The organism is Pseudomonas sp. G7(2022) (assembly GCF_052660475.1).
Genome location: NZ_CP109659.1, coordinates 2,047,428 through 2,065,845 on the forward strand (window position 1 = coordinate 2,047,428; position 18,418 = coordinate 2,065,845).

Genomic DNA, 18,418 nt, shown 5'->3' on the forward strand with positions numbered 1-18,418 from the left:
GGGATTTCTGGTGCTCACTCGATCAATGTGGGAGCGAGCCTGCTCGCGAAGGTCGCACCGCCGATTTAATGGCCCATCAACCAGTGCTGGTGCGGCCCCGGCAGGGTCCAGATGCCGAACAGGATCACCAGCAGACCGCCGGCCATGCGCACGCTGCGTTTGCGCAACAGCGCCGTGACCCGCTCGGCTGCCAGCCCGGTGGCGAGCAACACCGGCCAGGTACCGAGCCCGAAGGCGAGCATCAACAATGCGCTGTCGACCGCATTGCCCTGGCTGGCCGACCACAGCAATGTGCTGTAAACCAGACCGCAGGGCAGCCAGCCCCACAGTGCGCCAAGCAGCAGGGCGCGGGGCAGGCTCGACACCGGCAGCAGACGATTGGCGACAGGCTGAATGTAACGCCATAGTCCGCGACCCAGGCTTTCGATGCGGGTCAGACCGCTCCACCAGCCCGCCAGATACAGGCCCATGGCGATCAGCAGCAACCCGGCCAAAACCCGCATGAACAGCGCGGCGGGACTGTTGGCCACCGCCCAGCCGGCCAGCCCGATCAGCAGACCGGCCGTGGCATAGCTGAGGATTCGTCCGAGGTTGTAGGCCAGCAGCAATCGAAAGCGTCGGCTGCGTTGTTCCTTGGGAATCGCCAGGGTCAGCGCGCCCATCAAGCCGCCGCACATGCCCAGGCAATGGCCGCCACCGAGCAGGCCGAGAATCAACGCAGACACCAGCAGCGGCGCCAGTTCAAGCATGGGGTGGCGCCTTGTCGTCCGGTTTGGCGGGGTTGGCTTCGTCCACAGCGGCGGTGTGGTTCGGGTCCTGGTCGTCGAACAGGATGCTGTGGGCCGGACCGTCGAGGTCATCGTACTGGCCGCTGTCCACCGCCCAGAAGAAGATGTAGACGGCGATGGCCACGATCAGCAGCGCGGCCGGGATCATCACGTAGAGAGCTGGCATCTGTACTCCATGCCCGTGCGGCTCAGGCCGGCAGCGGGCGGGTTTCTGACGTGGTGTTGACGGCCGGCGCACTCGGCAGGCGAGTCAGGCGCAGGGCGTTGAGCACCACGGTCAGCGAACTGATCGACATGCCGACAGCGGCCCACACTGGCGTGATCCAGCCGAGGGCGGCGAACGGCAACATGAGGCCATTGTACAGCGCGGCCCACAACAGGTTCTCGATGATCACCCGACGGGTGCGGCGGGCCAGCGTGAAGGCCTGTACCAGCGCGTCGAGCCGGTTGGACAGCAGCACCGCATCGGCACTGGTTTTCGCCAGATCGGTGGCCGAGCCCATGGCCACGCTGATGTCCGCGGCAGCCAATACCGGCACGTCGTTGACCCCGTCGCCGAGCATCAACACCTTGCGGCCGGCCTTGTGCAGTTGTTGCAGCACTTGCAGCTTGTCGTCCGGACGCAAACCGCCCCGGGCCTCATCGATGCCCAGTTCGGCAGCGACACTGGCAACCATCGGCGAACTGTCACCCGACAGCAGCAGCGTGTGCCAGCCGCGGGCCTTGCACGCGGCGAGCAGCGCGGGGGCGTCGGCGCGCAGACGATCATCGAGGACGAACCAGGCCAACGGTCCCTGAGCGTCACCGAGCAACAACCATTGGCCCGGTTCGTCGGGCATTGATGGTACGGGCGCGCCGCTGAGATCACAGACAAAATCAGCCTGCCCAATGCGCAAACGCTGTTCTGCGACCAGGCCTTCAAGCCCGAGCCCCGGTGTGCTGTGAACCTCTTCGGCGGCCAGCGGCGCCCGGCCGAAGGCCCGGGCAATCGGGTGTTCCGAACGGTTCTCCAGCGCAGCGGCCAGGCTCAGGCACCGATCACTGTCGAGGGCGCCGAGCGGGCGGATCGAACGCAGCACCAGTCGGCCCTCAGTGAGGGTGCCGGTCTTGTCGAAAATCACCGTGTCGATCTGGTTCAGGCCTTCCAGCACATGGCCGCGTGTCAACAGCAGGCCGAGTTTGTGCAGGGTGCCGGTGGCGGCGGTGAGTGCGGTCGGCGTTGCCAGTGACAATGCGCATGGGCAAGTGGCAACCAGCATCGCCAGAACGATCCAGAACGCTCGCGAAGAATCCAGTTCCCACCACAGCAGGCCGATGGCGGCCGCCGCGATCAACGACAGCAACAGAAACCATTGAGCGGCGCGGTCGGCGATTTCCGCCAGGCGTGGTTTCTCTGCCTGAGCGCGATCCAGCAAACGCACGATGGCCGACAGCCGCGTGTCCTGGCCGAGCGCCTGCACTTGAACAGTCAGCGCACCTTCTACGTTCAGCGTGCCGGCGGTGACGGCATCGCCCGGTGTGCGCGGTTGCGGCAGGTATTCGCCGGTCAGCAGCGATTCATCGATGCTCGACTGACCGTCGAGGATCTTGCCGTCCGCCGGCAGCACCGAGCCGGGCTGCACGAGTACGCGGTCGCCAAGACGCAGCTCGCTGAGCAGGATGCGTTCACTGTGGCCGGTGTCGTCGAGGCGCAGGCACGAGGCGGGCAACAGATTGACCAGTTGCGCGGTGGCAGCGGCGGTGCGTTCCCGGGCGCGGCGTTCGAGGTAGCGTCCGGCGAGCAGGAAAAGCGCGAACATCCCGACTGCGTCGAAATACAGCTCGCCGACCCCGGTGATCGAGGTCCAGATCCCGGCGATATAAGCCGCGCCGATCGCCAGCGAGACCGAAACGTCCATGGTCAGATGACGAGTGCGCAGATCGCGCATGGCCCCTTTGAAAAACGGCGCGCAGCTGTAGAACACAATCGGCGTGGTGAGGAACAGCGCGACCCAGCGCAGGATCGTGTGCAGCTCCGGGCTGAGGTCGATGTTGAATTCCGGCCAGGTCGCCATGGTCGCCATCATCGCCTGGAACCACAATAGCCCGGCAACACCGAGCTGACGCAGGGCCAGGCGGTTTTCACTGGCCAGTTGTTCGCTGGCGCGGTCGGCCTGATACGGGTGCGCGACGTAGCCGATGTGGCGCAGTTCGCCGAGGATCTGGCTCAGCGGCAACTGAGCGTCAGCCCAGCGCACATGCAGGCGATGATTGGACAGGTTCAGCCGCGCCTCGGCCACGGCGGGCAGGGTGCGCAGGTGTTTCTCGATCAGCCAGCCGCAGGCGGCGCAACTGATGCCTTCCATCAGCAGCGTGGTTTCCGCCAGCTCACCTTCGTGGCGCACGAAAGGTTGCTGCACGTCGGCGCGGTCGTACAGCGCCAGCTCGTCCACCAGTTGCACCGGCAGCGTCTCGGGGTTGGCCGAGGCTTCGCTGCGGTGTTGGTAATAGCTTTCCAGTCCACCGGCGACGATGGCTTCGGCCACGGCCTGACAGCCGGGGCAGCAGAACTCGCGGGACTCCCCGAGCACGACGGCGGTGAAGCGGCTGCCGGACGGGACGGGCAGGGCGCAGTGGTAGCAGGGGATGGGGGTGGTCATGGCATTGTCGAGGGGATAAACCCTTGGAATCGAGTGGTCCGCTTGCCCTCACCCCAGCCCTCTCCCGGAGGGAGAGGGGGCCGATTGATGTGAGCCGGAAAAATGGGTTCAGTCAGCGCAATCGTCACTGGCGAATATCAAGTCTGCAAACACCCGAGATCAGTTCCCTCTCCAGGGGGGGAGGGGGCACTTGCAGGCTGCTTACTTCTTCAGGTCTTCAGCACCCTGCAGCGGCTCGTCGCCCAATAACAAATCCTTGTCATGACTGACCAGCTCTTCCTCGAACATCCGCCACACGTGATCGTCCTGAGTACCCAGCAACTCAACAAAACGTCGGCCTTCGATCTTGTCGCTCAACTGGCCGATGTACCGACCGGTTTCAGTCTCGCTGCGAGCCAGGACGATCTTGCGATCCTTGTCCGGCTGGGTCGGCGAGATCAGGTTCAGTTCCAGGGTTTTCGGCTGGCTGTCGCCGCTCAGGCGCAGGTCGACTTCGCCGGTGACGTCATCCAGGTGCACGGCAGCGCGCATCTTCAGGGTCTGCGCCAGCAGTTCACGGTCCAGCGAACGGTTGATGCCCTTGCCGGCCTCGTAGTAGTTGTCGTTGACCAGGTTGTCCGGGTTGTTCACCGCGATGGTCACCATGGACAGGGTCAGGGTCACCGAGCAGGCCAGAATCCCGATGATGATCCACGGCCAGAGATGCTTGTACCAGGGGCTTGCGGCGTTTGCTGCGGGCATGTTCAGTTCTCTCAACGATTCTGTGGGCCGATGAACCGGCTCTTGGCTTCTACGTGGACGCTGTCGTCATCGGCATCCTTGAGGATGAATTTCACCTCGTTGGTGCTCGACGGCAGTTGTTCGGGCGCGCTCGACAGTTCGACCGGCATGCTGAAGATTTCCCCGGCCGGCACTTTGATCTCGCGCTTGCCTTGCAGGCGCAGATCCGGCAATCCGGCGGCTTCCAGCACATACGTGTGGTCGCGCTGATCCTTGTTCATGATCTTCAGGCTATAGACGTTTTCGATCCGGCCTTCGGCGTTTTCGCGGTACAGCACGCGGTCCTTGCTGACGTCGAAACCGACCAGCGAACGCATGAAGAATGCTGTCACCAGCAAGCTGATCATCGCCAGCAGCACCACGGCATAACCGATCAGGCGCGGACGCAGTTTATGGGTTTTCTGCCCGGACAGGTTGTGTTCGGTGGTGTAGCTGATCAGCCCGCGCGGGTAGTCCATCTTGTCCATGATGCTGTCGCAGGCATCGATGCACGCGGCGCAGCCAATGCACTCGATCTGCAGGCCGTCGCGGATGTCGATGCCGGTCGGGCAGACCTGGACGCACATGGTGCAATCGATGCAATCGCCCAGGCCCTGGGCCTTGTAGTCGACGCCTTTCTTGCGCGGGCCACGGCTTTCGCCGCGACGCGGGTCGTAGGAGACGATCAGGGTGTCCTTGTCGAACATCACGCTCTGGAAGCGCGCATACGGGCACATGTAGATGCACACCTGCTCACGCAGCCAGCCGGCGTTGCCGTAGGTGGCGAGGGTGAAGAAGCCGACCCAGAAATACGACCAGCCATCGGCTTGCCCTGTGAAGAAGTCGAACACCAGTTCGCGGATCGGCGAGAAATAGCCGACGAAGGTCATGCCGGTGACGAAACCGATCAGCAGCCACATGGCGTGCTTGGCGAACTTGCGCAGGAACTTGTTGGCACTCATGGGTGCCTTGTCGAGCTTGATGCGCTGGTTGCGGTCGCCTTCGGTGACCTTTTCGCACCACATGAAAATCCATGTCCACACGCTTTGCGGACAGGTATAGCCGCACCAGACCCGGCCGGCGTACACCGTGATGAAGAACAGGCCGAACGCGGCAATGATCAGCAGGCCCGAAAGCAGAATGAAATCCTGCGGCCAGAACGTGGCGCCGAAGATGAAGAACTTGCGCTCCGGCAGGTTCCACCACACGGCCTGGTGGCCGCCCCAGTTCAACCACACCGTACCGAAGTACAACAGGAACAGCGCCGTTCCACCCATCATCCGCAGATTGCGGAACAGGCCGGTGAAAGCACGGGTGTAGATTTTTTCTCGAGAGGCGTAAAGGTCGACGCTGTTGTTCGCGTTCTTGCTGGGTGGCGTGACGTCGTGTACCGGAATCTGGTTGCTCATCATTGCATCCCACGGCAGTGGAAAAATGCCTCGGTCGATACGTGCCGGCCGGGGTCAGAAAGGGTGTTGCGGTGGCGCAATGATACGCCTGTGATGCCGACGAACGGGTGCGACCTTTGGTCGCGTTGGGCAAAATCAATTGATGGTGTAATGACTTGAATCAATTGACTTGTAAGGGATTACCCTTTTTTGCCCGGCTATGACTGAGTCTAGGCGATCCGTCGCCGTTGCGCTGCCTGGTGATCTGCGTGGCTGAAAATAGGCTCGTTGCTGTCCGGTTGTCCAGACTTCGAGAAACAGGGATGAAGTAAGAAGTTCTGGTTTCTGTTAGTTGCATGTCTGAAACAAGTTTATTTAATTGTCTGTGTTGTGTGCTTTGAAAGGTTTCGTTTAATCGAATATGTTTGCGGCTGGCGATATTCAGTTGCCAGTTCGTATTCGAGTTAAATGGAGTTTCAAGGTTATGGCTTTAAATGGAGTTGTAAGGTTTCTGCTGGGTGTCTGTTTGTTTTCTTCTGTTACTTTGGCTCATGCCGTTGAGGGCATGCCACGGCATATGGTGTTCGCGTCCGATACGCAATATCCATGGACCGACAAGACTGACAGCGGAGAGCCGGAATCCGATGCGGACTTCGAAAAACGCGCCAAGTGGCTGGTGGACAGCCAGTTGGGCAGTATTGCCGAGTTTCGAAATGCCCACGGGGGGCAGGCGGCAGTCCCGTTGATGATCAATGGTGACATGACCGCTTTCGGTCACGGTTGGCAGCGCTCGTATATGAAGTCGGCCCTGCAAAAGTACTTCAAGGACGATTATCTGTATGGTTTGGGTAATCATGATTACGAGAATAACGTGGACGACTGTTTCAGCAATAGTTGTGCGGCGGGCAGTGTTGTCGAGTTCAATGAACATCATAAAGGGAAGGTGGATAACTTTGATCTCAAGGTGACGGGTGCTTTTCTGGGTGTTCGCTATTCGGGCAGTCTCGCCTACTCGAAAAGCATCGGCGAAGTTCACCTTGTGCAGCTTAATAATGAACCCACCTACACCACGAAGATCGCTCATGCATTGAATCCGACAACCTTCAATATCACCAGCGCACTGGACTGGCTGGAAAACGATTTGAGGGTGGCGAGAGCCCAGGGTTACGCGATCATCATCAACATGCACAAGTGGGATGACTGGCAGGGAGACTGGCAACAGGAGCAACGCTTTCTGGACATGGTCGAAAAGTATCAAGTCACCGCCATCTTTGCAGGTCATTACCATAGGCGAGGGGGTGGCAAGCGCTGGATGGGTCAGGTGCCGATGTTTCTCAGCGGCGCAACGTCCCAGCAGACGTACCTGACCGCCAGCTTCTCAGGTGATCGCAAGCAGTTGCAGGTCAACCTGATCGAGAACAATGACTGGAAAAACCCGCGTTTCGTGCACTCGGTTCCGGTGAAGTCCATCTGGGCCAATCGGCCTGAGTAATGTCCGGTTCACCGCCTTCATTGGTTTTATCCGGAGCACCGGACTTTATTCAGGGATGACAATGTATGAACGAAAGCACTCTCAAGGCACTTGGCGTTACTCAGGAAGCAATTGATGCACTGAACGTCGTTCTCAATAGCGCCATTCCGGGCGTCTCCGTTGCCGCCGCGCACTTGCAAGCGGCGCTGGCAGCGCTTGAGTCGGCCGACGCTGCAGAGCAGACGAAGGAGCCGGCCAGACAACACAAACCTTCGGGCCTGGACAGTCTTGGCGCAGGCAATATTCTTTGAATCAATAGAGAGGAAACAAAAAGGCCCCGCCAGTTCTCACGGGCGGGGCCTTTTTTCGCTTCAAGCGTCGGCCTTACTGAGCCTCTGCTTCCGGTGCTTTTTCACCGTGAGACAGGCTGTAAACATAAGCCGCCAGCAGGTGAACCTTGTCGTTGCCTTGCAATTGTTCCTGGGCAGGCATCTGGCCCTGACGGCCGTAACGAATGGTCTGCTGCAGTTGCGCGAAGCTCGAACCGTAGATGAACGCGGCCGGGTGGGTCAGGTTGGGGGCGCCCATGGCTGGCGTACCTTTACCTTCCGGACCGTGGCAGGCCACGCAGTTGGCAGCGAACAGCTTCTGGCCGTTGGCCGGATCCGCCTTGGTGTCTTCCGGCAGCTTGCGGCCATCCAGATTGGTCAGCACGAACGCGGCCACGTCGGCCACGCCTTGCTCACCGATCACTTCAGCCCAGGCCGGCATCACCGCGTGACGACCGCCCATGATGGTGGTCTTGATGGTTTCCGGCTCGCCGCCCCAGCGCCAGTCGGCGTCGGTCAGGTTCGGGAAACCATAAGCGCCCTTGGCGTCGGAACCGTGGCAGACCGAGCAGTTGGAGGCAAACAGACGGCCACCCATCTTCAGGGCTTGCGGATCCTTCGCCACTTCTTCAATCGGCATGGCGGCGAACTTGGCGAAGATCGGACCGAACTTGGCGTCCGAGCGCGCCATTTCCTTTTCCCACTCGTGAACGCCGGTCCAGCCGGTCTGGCCGTTGGCGAACGCGGTCTGCTTCTCGGTATCGAGGTAGTTGTAGCCCGGCAGCAGGCCTTTCCAGTTGCCCAGGCCCGGGTACAGCACCAGATAACCCAGCGCAAACACGATGGTGCCCACGAACAGCATGAACCACCATTTCGGCAGCGGGTTGTCGTACTCCTCGATACCGTCGAAGGAGTGGCCGACCGTCTCGTCGGTCTGCTCGGTGCGCTGGCCCTTGCGGGTCGACAGCAACAGCCAGGTCAGGGAAAAGATCGTACCGAGACTGAGGACTGTGACGTACAGACTCCAGAATGTAGTCATTCTTTGTTACTCCTAGAAGCTTGCTCGACGTGCTTGATGGCTTCGGGATCATCCGCGAAGGGCAGCAAGGTCGCGTCTTCAAACTCCGACTTGCGCTTGGGGCTGAACACCCACAACGCCAGGCCGATGAAGGCAACCATCACGACAACGGTGCCCAGGCCTCGAATCATCCCGATATCCATTAAGAATCACCGTTTGCTTTTGATGATGGTGCCCAGGCCTTGCAGATAGGCCACCAGCGCGTCCATTTCGGTTTTGCCCTTCACGGCATCTCTTGCACCGGCGATGTCTTCGTCGGTGTAAGGGACGCCAAGCGTGCGCAACACTTCCATTTTTTTGGCCGTGTCTTTGCCGTCGAGCTTGTTTTCTACGAGGAACGGGTAGGCCGGCATTTTCGACTCGGGGACGACGTTGCGCGGGTTGTACAAGTGCGCACGCTGCCAGTCATCGGAGTAACGACCGCCGACGCGGGCCAGGTCCGGGCCGGTACGCTTGGAACCCCACAGGAACGGGTGATCCCAGACGCTTTCACCGGCGACCGAGTAGTGGCCGTAGCGTTCGGTTTCGGCACGGAACGGACGGATCATCTGCGAATGGCAGCCGACACAGCCGTTGGCGATGTAAACGTCGCGGCCTTCCAGTTCAAGGGCAGTGCGCGGCTTCATGCCTTCGACCGGCTTGTTGGTGACGTCCTGGAAGAACAGCGGAACGATTTGGGTCAGGCCACCGACGCTGACGGCGATGACCATGAAGAAAGCCAGCAGGCCAATATTCTTCTCGACAGCTTCATGCTTCATCAGTGAGCTCCAACTACGGCGATCTTGGCGGCGGCTTCAGCTTCAGCCGGGTCCGAGGCGCGAACGGTGCGCCACACGTTGTAGGCCATCAACAGCATGCCGCTGGCAAAGAACGCACCGCCCAGGGCGCGAACGATGTAGCCAGGGTGGCTGGCCTGCAGCGCTTCGACGAACGAGTAGGTGAGGGTGCCGTCATCGTTGATTGCACGCCACATCAGGCCTTGGGTGATGCCGTTGACCCACATCGATGCGATGTACAGCACGGTACCGATGGTCGCGAGCCAGAAGTGCGCGTTGATCAGACCGACGCTGTGCATCTGTGCGCGGCCGAACAGTTTCGGGATCATGTGGTAGATCGCGCCGATCGAGATCATCGCGACCCAGCCCAGAGCGCCGGCGTGTACGTGGCCGATGGTCCAGTCGGTGTAGTGCGAGAGCGAGTTGACGGTCTTGATCGCCATCATCGGACCTTCGAAGGTCGACATGCCGTAGAACGCCAGCGATACCACGAGGAAACGCAGGATCGGGTCGGTGCGCAGCTTATGCCAGGCGCCCGACAGGGTCATCATGCCGTTGATCATGCCGCCCCAGCTTGGCGCCAGCAGGATGATCGACATCGCCATGCCCAGCGATTGCGCCCAGTCCGGCAGTGCGGTGTAGTGCAGGTGGTGGGGACCTGCCCAGATGTACAGAGTGATCAGCGCCCAGAAGTGCACGATCGACAGACGATAGGAGTAGATCGGACGCTCGGCCTGTTTCGGCACGAAGTAATACATCATCCCCAGGAAGCCGGTGGTCAGGAAGAAGCCCACGGCGTTGTGGCCGTACCACCACTGGATCATCGCGTCGGTCGCGCCCGAGTAGGCCGAGTAGGACTTGAACAGGCTGACCGGCAGCGACATGTGGTTGACGATGTGCAGCATCGCGGTCACGACGATGAACGCACCGTAGAACCAGTTACCGACATAGATGTGCTTGGTTTTGCGCTTGGTGATGGTGCCGAAGAACACCAGACCGTAGGTGACCCAGACAATGGCCAGCAAAATGGCGAGAGGCCATTCCAGTTCCGCGTATTCCTTGGTGGTGGTGTAACCCAGCGGCAAGGTAATGATCGCGCCGACGATCACCGCTTGCCAGCCCCAGAAGGTGAAGGCCGCGAGGCTGTCGGAAATCAGTCGCGTCTGGCAGGTTCGCTGCACGACATAGTAGGAAGTGGCAAACAGTGCACAACCACCGAAGGCGAAAATCACCAGGTTTGTGTGCAACGGGCGCAGGCGTCCAAAGCTCGTCCACGGCAGACCGAAGTTCAACTCCGGCCAGACCAGTTGCGAGGCAATGAAGACACCGAGCCCCATGCCAAGGATCCCCCAGACCACCGTCATGATGGCGAACTGGCGGACTACCTTATAGTTATAAGCAGTCGGACTGATTGCTGTGCTCATTCTAAGGTTCCACGGTTTGGGTGTTTTATTAGGATTAAAATCGGCCGCAAGTATGTAGAAAGCAGGGGGTCAATGCAACGCGCCATGACCTGGGTCAATGCTTTCCAACGCTGATTCTGCGGCCTTTCCATGCGCCGCGTAAGGACAAAATTGCCCTCGGGCAAAATGTCGCAGCGGACGAAAAAAGCGAGGGGTTCCGGTCGGATGTAACGGGGTGTGTTCGAACGCTCGGTTCGGGTGACGGACGGTAATCGGCACGACAGCCGGTATCTACCGGCCTTTGCGGCCATGTCAGTCAGCCGATTCGTTCAACACCTCGCTCAGGGTCGACCTGGAACCGGCACGGGCCAGTCCGCATCGAGCAAGCGTAGACCCGAATCCGGGTAACCGAAAGGAGAGGGTGTGAAGGGGTGCGACAATGCGTCGCAAAGAGGCTGGAAACTGCCGCACTGGAAACGTGCGGCAGTGTTGTACTCAATAATTACTGTTTTTTGTCTTCAGTAATAAGTTTTTCTGTATTCAGTCCATGACTCAAGCTGTACACATAAGCGGCCAGCAATTGCACTTTATCGTTGCCCAGCAGCTCGTTCTGAGCCGGCATGTGACCCTGACGACCATGGCGAATGGTCTGCTCAAGCTGGGTCAGGCTGGTGCCATAGATAAATCCGGCCGGGTGCGTCAGATTCGGCGCACCCATGGCTTCAGTGCCCTGGCCGGTTGCCCCATGACAGGCTACGCACATGGTGCTGAACGTCTGCTGTCCGGCTTGCAGGTCGGCCTTGTTGTCCGTCGGTAGTGGCAGCCCGGCCAGTTCGTGACGAACATAGGCGGCGACGTTCTTCACGCCAACCTCGCCGAGGGATTCGCCCCAGGCCGGCATCGCCGCCATCCGGCCACCCATGATGGTGGTCTTGATGGTTTCGGCGCTGCCGCCCCAACGCCAGTCCTTGTCGGCGAGGTTAGGGAAACCGAACGCGCCCTTGGCGTCCGAGCCGTGGCACACCGAGCAGTTGGAGGCAAACAGGCGGCCGCCCATTTTCAGCGCCTGAGGATCCTTCGCCACTTCTTCCACCGGCATGGCGGCGAATTTGGCGAAGATCGGCCCGAATTTGGCGTCAGCCTTGCTCATTTCCTTTTCCCATTCGTGGACGCCGGTCCAGCCGTCCTCGTAGCCGGGCAGGATGCCTTTCCAGTTGCCCAGGCCCGGATAAAGGATCAGATAACCCACGGAAAACACCAGCGTGCCGGCGAACAGCATGAACCACCACTGCGGCAGCGGGTTGTCGTACTCCTCGATGCCGTCGAAGCTGTGGCCCATGGTCTGGTCGACGCTGCCCTTGGTCTCGCCCCGACGGGTGCCGACCAGCAGCCAGGTCAGGCCGATCAGGCTGCCGATGGTCAGTACGCAGATCCACGTACTCCAGAAGGTGGTCATGGCCGGGTACTCCTTGTTTCAGATGCTTGGGTTGGGTCGGGTTGCGGCTCGTCGGCAAACGGCAGCAGGCGCGCTTCGGCGAATTCCGGCGTGCGCTTGCGGTTGAACACCCACAGGGTCAGGCCGACGAAGGCCACGAACACCACGACCGTGCCGAGGCCGCGAATCAGCCCCGCGCTCATTTCAAAGACCATCTCTCACCTCTTGCTCTTGATAGCAGTGCCAAGCACTTGCAGGTAGGAGACGAGGGCGTCCATTTCGGTCTTGCCCTTGAGGCTCGCCACCGCGCCGCTGATGTCGTCGTCGGTGTACGGCACGCCGAGGGTGCGCATGGCCTTGAGCTTGGTTTCGGTGTGGCTGCTGTCGACCGGTTGCGTGACCAGCCATGGGTAGGCCGGCATTTTCGATTCCGGTACGACGTTGCGCGGGTTGTACAAGTGCGCACGGTGCCAGTCATCCGAGTAACGTGCGCCGACCCGGGCCAGGTCCGGACCGGTACGTTTCGAACCCCACAGGAACGGGTGATCCCACACGCTCTCGCCGGCCACCGAGTAGTGCCCGTAGCGTTCGGTTTCGGCGCGGAACGGACGAATCATCTGCGAATGGCAACCGACGCAGCCTTCGCGGATGTAGATGTCGCGGCCTTCCAGTTGCAGCGCGGTGTAGGGCTTCATGCCTTCCACCGGTTTGTTGGTCACGTCCTGGAAGAACAGCGGGACGATCTGGGTCAGGCCGCCGATGCTCACGGCGAACACCATCAGCAGCATCAGCAGGCCGACGTTCTTTTCAATCGTTTCGTGTTTCATGGCGGACTCCTCAGGCCATCTGCGCGGCAGCAACGACGTCAGCAGGCTGCGAGGCCCGCACGGTGCGCCAGGTGTTGTAAGCCATCAGGAACATGCCGCTGAGGAAGATCGCCCCGCCAATCAGCCGCACGACGAAGCCTGGGTGGCTGGCCACCAGGGTTTCGACGAAGGAGTAGGTCAGCGTGCCGTCCTCGTTGACTGCGCGCCACATCAGGCCCTGGGCGATGCCGTTGACCCACATCGAGGCGATGTAGAGCACGGTGCCGATGGTTGCGAGCCAGAAGTGCGCGTTGATCAGGCCGATGCTGTGCATCTGCTCTTTGCCGAAGACTTTCGGGATCATGTGGTACAGCGCGCCGATGGAAATCATCGCCACCCAGCCGAGCGCACCGGCGTGTACGTGGCCGATGGTCCAGTCGGTGTAGTGGGAGAGGGCGTTCACCGTCTTGATCGCCATCATCGGACCTTCGAAGGTCGACATGCCGTAGAACGCCAGCGACACCACCAGGAAGCGCAGGATCGGGTCGCTGCGCAACTTATGCCAGGCGCCCGAGAGGGTCATCATGCCGTTGATCATGCCGCCCCAGCTCGGCGCCAGCAGTACCAGCGACATCACCATGCCCAGCGACTGCGCCCAGTCCGGCAGCGCGGTGTAGTGCAAGTGGTGCGGGCCGGCCCAGATGTACAGGGTGATCAGCGCCCAGAAGTGCACGATCGACAGGCGATACGAATACACCGGACGTTCGGCCTGTTTCGGCACGAAGTAGTACATCATCCCGAGGAAACCGGCGGTGAGGAAAAAGCCTACGGCGTTGTGGCCGTACCACCATTGCACCATCGCGTCGGTTGCACCGGCGTACACCGAGTAGGACTTGGTGAAGCTCACCGGCAACTCAAGGTTGTTGACGATGTGCAGGATCGCCACGGTGATGATGAACGCGCCGAAGAACCAGTTGCCCACGTAAATGTGCTTGGTCTTGCGCTGCATGATCGTGCCGAAGAACACGATGGCGTAGGCGACCCAGACGATGGTGATCAGGATGTCGATCGGCCATTCCAGCTCGGCGTATTCCTTGGAACTGGTGTAACCCAGTGGCAGGCTGATGGCCGCCAATAGAATCACAAGCTGCCAGCCCCAGAAGCAGAACGCGGCGATTTTCGGCGCAAACAATTGCGTCTGGCAGGTGCGCTGTACCGAGTAGAACGAACTGGCGAACAAGGCACAGCCGCCGAACGCGAAGATCACCGCGTTGGTGTGCAGCGGGCGCAGGCGTCCGAAGCTGGTCCACGGCAGGTTGAAGTTGAGTTCGGGCCAGACCAATTGAGCCGCGAGAAAAACCCCGAGCCCCATGCCGACGATGCCCCACACCACCGTCATAATGGCGAATTGGCGGACCACCTTGTAGTTGTAGGCGGTACTGATAGAAGTGTTCATGGTTCCCCATCCACGGTTCAGCCGAAGTGAGCGCCAACAGCGCGTCCTTCGCCTGGAGTTATAGGCAGACTAAAAGCGAGGCAAGCATGGACAAACAGCACAAGGCCAGTATTGACGGGGATCAATGGGCGCAGTGCCTGCGGGATCACGGGTGGCTTTGGGATGCGGCTGTTGGTGAGGCTTCGGCGACGCTGATCTTGGCGCATGGGGCGGGGGCGCCGATGGATAGCGACTGGATGAACGATATGGCTGGGCGCCTTGCTGGGCTTGGTATCAACGTGTTGCGGTTTGAGTTTCCTTATATGGCGCAGCGGCGGGTTGATGGGGTCAAACGACCGCCGAATCCTGCGGGGAAATTGCAGGAGTGCTGGCGTGAGGTTTATGGTTTGGTGCGACTTCATGTCGCTGGTCTGCTCGCGATTGGCGGGAAGTCCATGGGGGGGCGGATGGCGAGTTTGCTGGCTGATGAGCTTGGCGCTGATGCGTTGGTTTGTCTGGGGTATCCGTTTTATGCGGTGGGGAAGCCGGAGAAACCTCGGGTTGAGCATTTGGCTGCTTTGCGGACGCGGACGTTGATTGTTCAGGGGGAGCGGGATGCGCTTGGCAATCGGGACGCTGTCGAAGGGTATTCCTTATCGCCGAGTATTGAAGTGTTTTGGCTGGCGGCGGGAGATCATGATTTTAAGCCGCTCAAGGTTTCCGGATTTACGCATGAGCAGCATTTGGCTTTGGCGGCGGAGAGGGTTGCCGGGTTTCTTCGTTGAGTCTTTTTTGGGGGCATATCCGTTGCTGCGGTTATGGCTGCTTAGGGTTCCGCCCTTACGGCGGGTCACTTTTGGCAAACGCCCCAAAAGTAACCAAAAGGTCTTGCTCCTACGTCCGGCCCGCTCGCTGGGGCTCGGGGTCCCTTCGCTCCGGGATTCATCCGGGGGGCATCGCCTACGGTTTGCTTCGCTGCACCTCCTCTCGATGTGTTTGGCTTCGCCAAACGGTCGCTGCGCTCCCCCCCCCCCGGATGAATCCCTCCACTCAGCCTTCCGACGTCGCCCGTGGATCAAGATCAAAAGCGGTACTCGAGCTAACGCTCATCGTTTTGAGTGGTTAAGGGCCGATTGAAGTGCTGTTCAAAACCTGAGTTCAACTCGGTATCCCACGTCGGCGTACCTCGTCCAAACACCTCGGTCAGTCCCCTCTCCCACGGGGAGAGGGCTAGGGTGAGGGGGAGGGTTTGACTGACACACCACAAAAACCGAAAGCTCCCCCAGCCCAGCATTTCCAGCGCATAAACACGATCGCGTAACCACGTTTAAAGTACACGAACCGTTACGCCATAAGGGCTACAACACCTTGCGTCGTTGCCTACGCGTACGCCAGAATCCGCCGGCTTACGCGACTATAGGGTGGGCTATATCGTTTCCCTGTCACTGAAAAACAGTGATCGGGTTTGGTAGCCCGTCTGTAATAGCTGTGTGGCAACACCGTATGCAGTCCCTTTCTTGGGGCTCGGTTTTATGGTGGTCATGCGTGGGGCTCATTCGTGGGCGCCGGGTTCCTATTGCAGCCGGTCTACCAACCCGCGTATGGCCGCCACCCATCGTTTGGTAGCGTGGGTGATGGCTCCTTGAAGTCTGGGATAGGAGTTACATCTATGTTCAAAGTCACACCCAACCCACCAGAAACCGATTCAATCCCCTACGACGCCGCACTCGAAGCCGAAAACATAAAAACGGCAACCGAGCGGGCGATCAATCATTACCTTGATCCTGGGGCGCAGAAGACATCCAAGCCATCGCGCAAGCCGGGCAGGATTTATCTGGTCAATCCAACGGTGGATGACGAGACGCTGCTGGTCGAAGCGTGCGAAACGCTGTCGTCGGCCAGTGACATGGCCCGGGTTATTGGCGACACCGTCGATCCGTCGCAGCGCAAGGCGATGCAGATACTGCAGCAGGTCATCATGCTGAGTGAGCTGCTGGTCAATCGCGTGCTGAATAACCATCACGTCTCGCGGTAGTTGCGGCCTCGGTGAGGGGCTTGTCCCCTCACTGCCAGGCAGCCGTCTATAAAAATCCTCAAGCGACTCTTTCCGGAGTTTCAGCTGATGTCCAAGACCGTCATTCCACCGGTAGAAGATCCGGTGTCCCCCTACGAATTTCCCGATTCAAGAAAGCTCCACGACGCCGCCGAACGCGCCCTCGACTATTACCTGACACCCGCAGCCCGGATCATGGCCACGCCCTACACCCCAAACGACATGTTCATGGTCAACCCGCAAACCGACACGGAGTCCTTGCTGGCCAACGCCTGCGAGTCGCTCGCGTCAGCCACGGTCATGCTCGGCGACTTTGCCGGCCTGCTGGAAGGGCCGAACCGCAAGACCCTGTTGGGCATTGCTCAAGTGGTGATGTTGGGCGAGTTGGCGGTGAATCAGGCGTTGGATAACCTCGTGCCAAAGGAGTAAGTAACAAGGCAAAAAAAAACCGGAAGCTCTCGCTATCCGGTTTTTTTTGTATTGCAGAACAATCAGCGGTTAAACCGCTCCACCAACGAGTATTGCGTGTTGGCAGTCTTCGTCAGCTCTTCACTCAGCAACGCCGAGTTATGCGCCTGTTCCGAGGTCTGGTCCGCCAGTTCCGAAATGTTGCTGATGTTGCGGCTGATTTCTTCAGCCACGGCACTTTGCTCTTCGGTCGCGGCGGCGATCTGGGTGGTCATGTCCGTGATGTTGGCCACCGCTTCGCTGATGCCCACCAGTGCCTGATCCGCTTCCAGCACCCGCGCTACGCCTTCTTCCGCCTGGCGATGGCCGGCTTCCATGGTTTGTACGGCGCTGGACGCAGTCTGTTGCAGCTTGGCGATCAGGGCGTGGATCTGGCCGGTGGATTCGCTGGTGCGTTGTGCCAGTTGGCGGACTTCGTCGGCAACTACCGCAAAACCACGGCCCATTTCACCGGCACGTGCTGCTTCAATCGCGGCGTTGAGGGCCAGCAGGTTGGTCTGGTCGGCGATGCCTTTGATCACGTCGACCACGCCGCCGATTTCGTCGCTGTCCTTGGCCAGTTGCGTGACGGTCAGGCCGGTTTCACCGACCACCACCGACAGGCGCTGGATGGCTTCGCGGGTTTCGCCGGCGATGTCGCGGCCGCGACCGGTCAGGCGATTGGCTTCCTGGGTGGCGTCGGCGGTGCGTTGGACGTGGCTCGCCACTTCTTGCGTGGTGGCGGCCATCTGGTTGACGGCGGTGGCGACCTGTTCGGTTTCCACGCGCTGGCGTTCCAGACCGCTGGAACTGTTGTGCGCCAGGGCGTCGGACTGTTTGGCCTGATCGGTCAGGTGCTCGGCGGTGTCCTGCAGACGGGTCAGGCAGGTTTTCAGTCGGGCTTCCTGGCTGAGGATCGACATTTCCAGACGCGCCTGGGCGCCACGGCTGTCGGTGTACATTTGCGCGATCAACGGGTCGGACGTGGTCTGCTCGGCCAGACGCAGCAGGCGCTTGAGCCCGCGTTGCTGCCATTGCAGGCCCAACAGACCCAGCGGCACCGACAGACCGGCGGCGAGGGCAAAGCCCCAATGCGAGTTCAGGGTGGCGCCGATCATGAAACTCAACTGGCTGACCAGAATGAACGGCAGCCAGTCCTGCACGATCGGCAGCCATTTGTCGCTCGAAGGAATCGCCGACTTGCCCTGGTTGATGCGTTGGTAGAGCGCTTCGGCACGGCGGATCTGTTCGGCAGTGGGTTTGACCCGCACCGACTCGTAACCGATCACCTGACTGCCATCGAACACCGGCGTTACATAGGCGTTAACCCAGTAATGGTCACCGGATTTGCAGCGGTTCTTGACAATGCCCATCCATGGCAAGCCTTGTTTCAGTGTGCCCCACATATGCGAAAACACCGCCGCCGGGACGTCGGGGTGACGAACCAGGTTGTGCGGCGCACGGATCAGTTCCTCACGCGAGAACCCGCTGATTTCGACGAAAGCGTCGTTGCAGTAGGTGATCACGCCCTTGGCGTCGGTTGTGGAAATCAACCGTTGCTGAGCCGGGAAAGTCCGTTCGCGTTGTGTAATGGGCTGGTTGTTACGCATG

General features: G+C 60.3%; 19 protein-coding genes. 5 read left to right on the plus strand and 14 right to left on the minus strand.

The genetic code is table 11. The features are described 5' to 3' along the window. Positions 1–65: 65 nt before the first annotated feature. The 5 genes from NE357_RS09290 to ccoG all read right to left on the minus strand — a co-directional run bounded on the left by NE357_RS09290 (position 66) and on the right by ccoG (position 5,595). Complete coding sequence (locus NE357_RS09290) at positions 66–749, minus strand: sulfite exporter TauE/SafE family protein (RefSeq protein ID WP_169429587.1); 684 nt, start codon at positions 747–749, stop codon at positions 66–68. Continuing rightward, the gene (gene ccoS, locus NE357_RS09295; protein ID WP_007951659.1) at positions 742–954 is read right to left on the minus strand and encodes a cbb3-type cytochrome oxidase assembly protein CcoS; all 213 of its coding nucleotides are present in this window, start codon (positions 952–954) and stop codon (positions 742–744) included. Before ccoS ends, NE357_RS09290 begins: the two co-directional genes overlap by 8 nt. A gap of 22 nt (positions 955–976) precedes the next feature. Beyond that, complete coding sequence (locus NE357_RS09300; RefSeq protein ID WP_169429588.1) at positions 977–3,427, minus strand: heavy metal translocating P-type ATPase; 2,451 nt, start codon at positions 3,425–3,427, stop codon at positions 977–979. A gap of 201 nt (positions 3,428–3,628) precedes the next feature. After that, positions 3,629–4,168: a FixH family protein gene (locus NE357_RS09305; RefSeq protein ID WP_169429589.1), complete on the minus strand. Its 540-nt coding sequence runs from the start codon at positions 4,166–4,168 to the stop codon at positions 3,629–3,631. Positions 4,169–4,179: 11 nt separating this feature from the next. After that, the gene (gene ccoG / locus NE357_RS09310; protein WP_169429590.1) at positions 4,180–5,595 is read right to left on the minus strand and encodes a cytochrome c oxidase accessory protein CcoG; all 1,416 of its coding nucleotides are present in this window, start codon (positions 5,593–5,595) and stop codon (positions 4,180–4,182) included. Between the two features lie 463 nt (positions 5,596–6,058). Between ccoG and NE357_RS09315 the strand changes: the two genes are divergently transcribed. Together NE357_RS09315 and NE357_RS09320 are read left to right on the plus strand one after the other, a co-directional pair. Further along, positions 6,059–7,066 carry a metallophosphoesterase family protein gene (locus tag NE357_RS09315; protein ID WP_169429591.1) on the plus strand — a complete coding sequence of 336 codons (1,008 nt, stop codon included), beginning with the start codon at positions 6,059–6,061 and terminating at the stop codon, positions 7,064–7,066. 65 nt (positions 7,067–7,131) lie between these two features. Beyond that, positions 7,132–7,356 carry a hypothetical protein gene (locus NE357_RS09320; RefSeq protein ID WP_169429592.1) on the plus strand — a complete coding sequence of 75 codons (225 nt, stop codon included), beginning with the start codon at positions 7,132–7,134 and terminating at the stop codon, positions 7,354–7,356. Positions 7,357–7,429: 73 nt separating this feature from the next. Here NE357_RS09320 and ccoP (NE357_RS09325) read toward each other — a convergent pair whose 3' ends face one another. The 8 genes from ccoP (NE357_RS09325) to ccoN (NE357_RS09360) form a co-directional block, all read right to left on the minus strand. Beyond that, on the minus strand, positions 7,430–8,413 hold the full coding sequence (gene ccoP / locus NE357_RS09325) for a cytochrome-c oxidase, cbb3-type subunit III (protein ID WP_169429593.1): 984 nt from the start codon (positions 8,411–8,413) through the stop codon (positions 7,430–7,432). Then, positions 8,410–8,595 carry a CcoQ/FixQ family Cbb3-type cytochrome c oxidase assembly chaperone gene (locus NE357_RS09330; RefSeq protein WP_003175465.1) on the minus strand — a complete coding sequence of 62 codons (186 nt, stop codon included), beginning with the start codon at positions 8,593–8,595 and terminating at the stop codon, positions 8,410–8,412. The genes ccoP (NE357_RS09325) and NE357_RS09330 overlap by 4 nt, the downstream gene beginning before the upstream one ends. A 6-nt stretch (positions 8,596–8,601) precedes the next feature. Then, positions 8,602–9,210, minus strand: a complete 609-nt coding sequence (gene ccoO, locus NE357_RS09335) for a cytochrome-c oxidase, cbb3-type subunit II (RefSeq protein ID WP_011333287.1) — start codon at positions 9,208–9,210, stop codon at positions 8,602–8,604. Beyond that, positions 9,210–10,652, minus strand: a complete 1,443-nt coding sequence (ccoN, locus tag NE357_RS09340) for a cytochrome-c oxidase, cbb3-type subunit I (protein WP_085690137.1) — start codon at positions 10,650–10,652, stop codon at positions 9,210–9,212. Before ccoN (NE357_RS09340) ends, ccoO (NE357_RS09335) begins: the two co-directional genes overlap by 1 nt. Positions 10,653–11,133: 481 nt before the next feature. Continuing rightward, entirely contained in the window at positions 11,134–12,087 is a 954-nt protein-coding gene (gene ccoP, locus NE357_RS09345; RefSeq protein WP_169429594.1) for a cytochrome-c oxidase, cbb3-type subunit III, read from the minus strand. Further along, a complete protein-coding gene (locus tag NE357_RS09350) occupies positions 12,084–12,281 on the minus strand; it encodes a cbb3-type cytochrome oxidase subunit 3 (RefSeq protein ID WP_085609010.1) in 198 nt (65 codons plus the stop codon). The genes ccoP (NE357_RS09345) and NE357_RS09350 overlap by 4 nt, the downstream gene beginning before the upstream one ends. A gap of 3 nt (positions 12,282–12,284) precedes the next feature. After that, positions 12,285–12,893, minus strand: a complete 609-nt coding sequence (gene ccoO, locus NE357_RS09355) for a cytochrome-c oxidase, cbb3-type subunit II (RefSeq protein WP_169429595.1) — start codon at positions 12,891–12,893, stop codon at positions 12,285–12,287. A 10-nt stretch (positions 12,894–12,903) separates the two neighbouring features. Next, positions 12,904–14,328, minus strand: coding sequence for a cytochrome-c oxidase, cbb3-type subunit I (gene ccoN, locus NE357_RS09360; protein ID WP_011333291.1), 1,425 nt, complete (start codon positions 14,326–14,328; stop codon positions 12,904–12,906). 86 nt (positions 14,329–14,414) lie between these two features. Between ccoN (NE357_RS09360) and NE357_RS09365 the strand changes: the two genes are divergently transcribed. The 3 genes from NE357_RS09365 to NE357_RS09375 all read left to right on the plus strand — a co-directional run bounded on the left by NE357_RS09365 (position 14,415) and on the right by NE357_RS09375 (position 16,789). Next, complete coding sequence (locus tag NE357_RS09365) at positions 14,415–15,092, plus strand: alpha/beta family hydrolase (RefSeq protein ID WP_445576629.1); 678 nt, start codon at positions 14,415–14,417, stop codon at positions 15,090–15,092. Positions 15,093–15,976: 884 nt separating this feature from the next. Then, positions 15,977–16,342 carry a DUF6124 family protein gene (locus NE357_RS09370; protein ID WP_169429596.1) on the plus strand — a complete coding sequence of 122 codons (366 nt, stop codon included), beginning with the start codon at positions 15,977–15,979 and terminating at the stop codon, positions 16,340–16,342. An 87-nt stretch (positions 16,343–16,429) separates the two neighbouring features. Continuing rightward, positions 16,430–16,789, plus strand: coding sequence for a DUF6124 family protein (locus NE357_RS09375; RefSeq protein ID WP_169429597.1), 360 nt, complete (start codon positions 16,430–16,432; stop codon positions 16,787–16,789). A 62-nt stretch (positions 16,790–16,851) separates the two neighbouring features. On the opposite strand, the gene NE357_RS09380 is transcribed toward NE357_RS09375, so the two are convergent. Then, positions 16,852–18,417, minus strand: a complete 1,566-nt coding sequence (locus tag NE357_RS09380) for a methyl-accepting chemotaxis protein (RefSeq protein WP_169429598.1) — start codon at positions 18,415–18,417, stop codon at positions 16,852–16,854. Position 18,418: the final 1 nt, after the last annotated feature.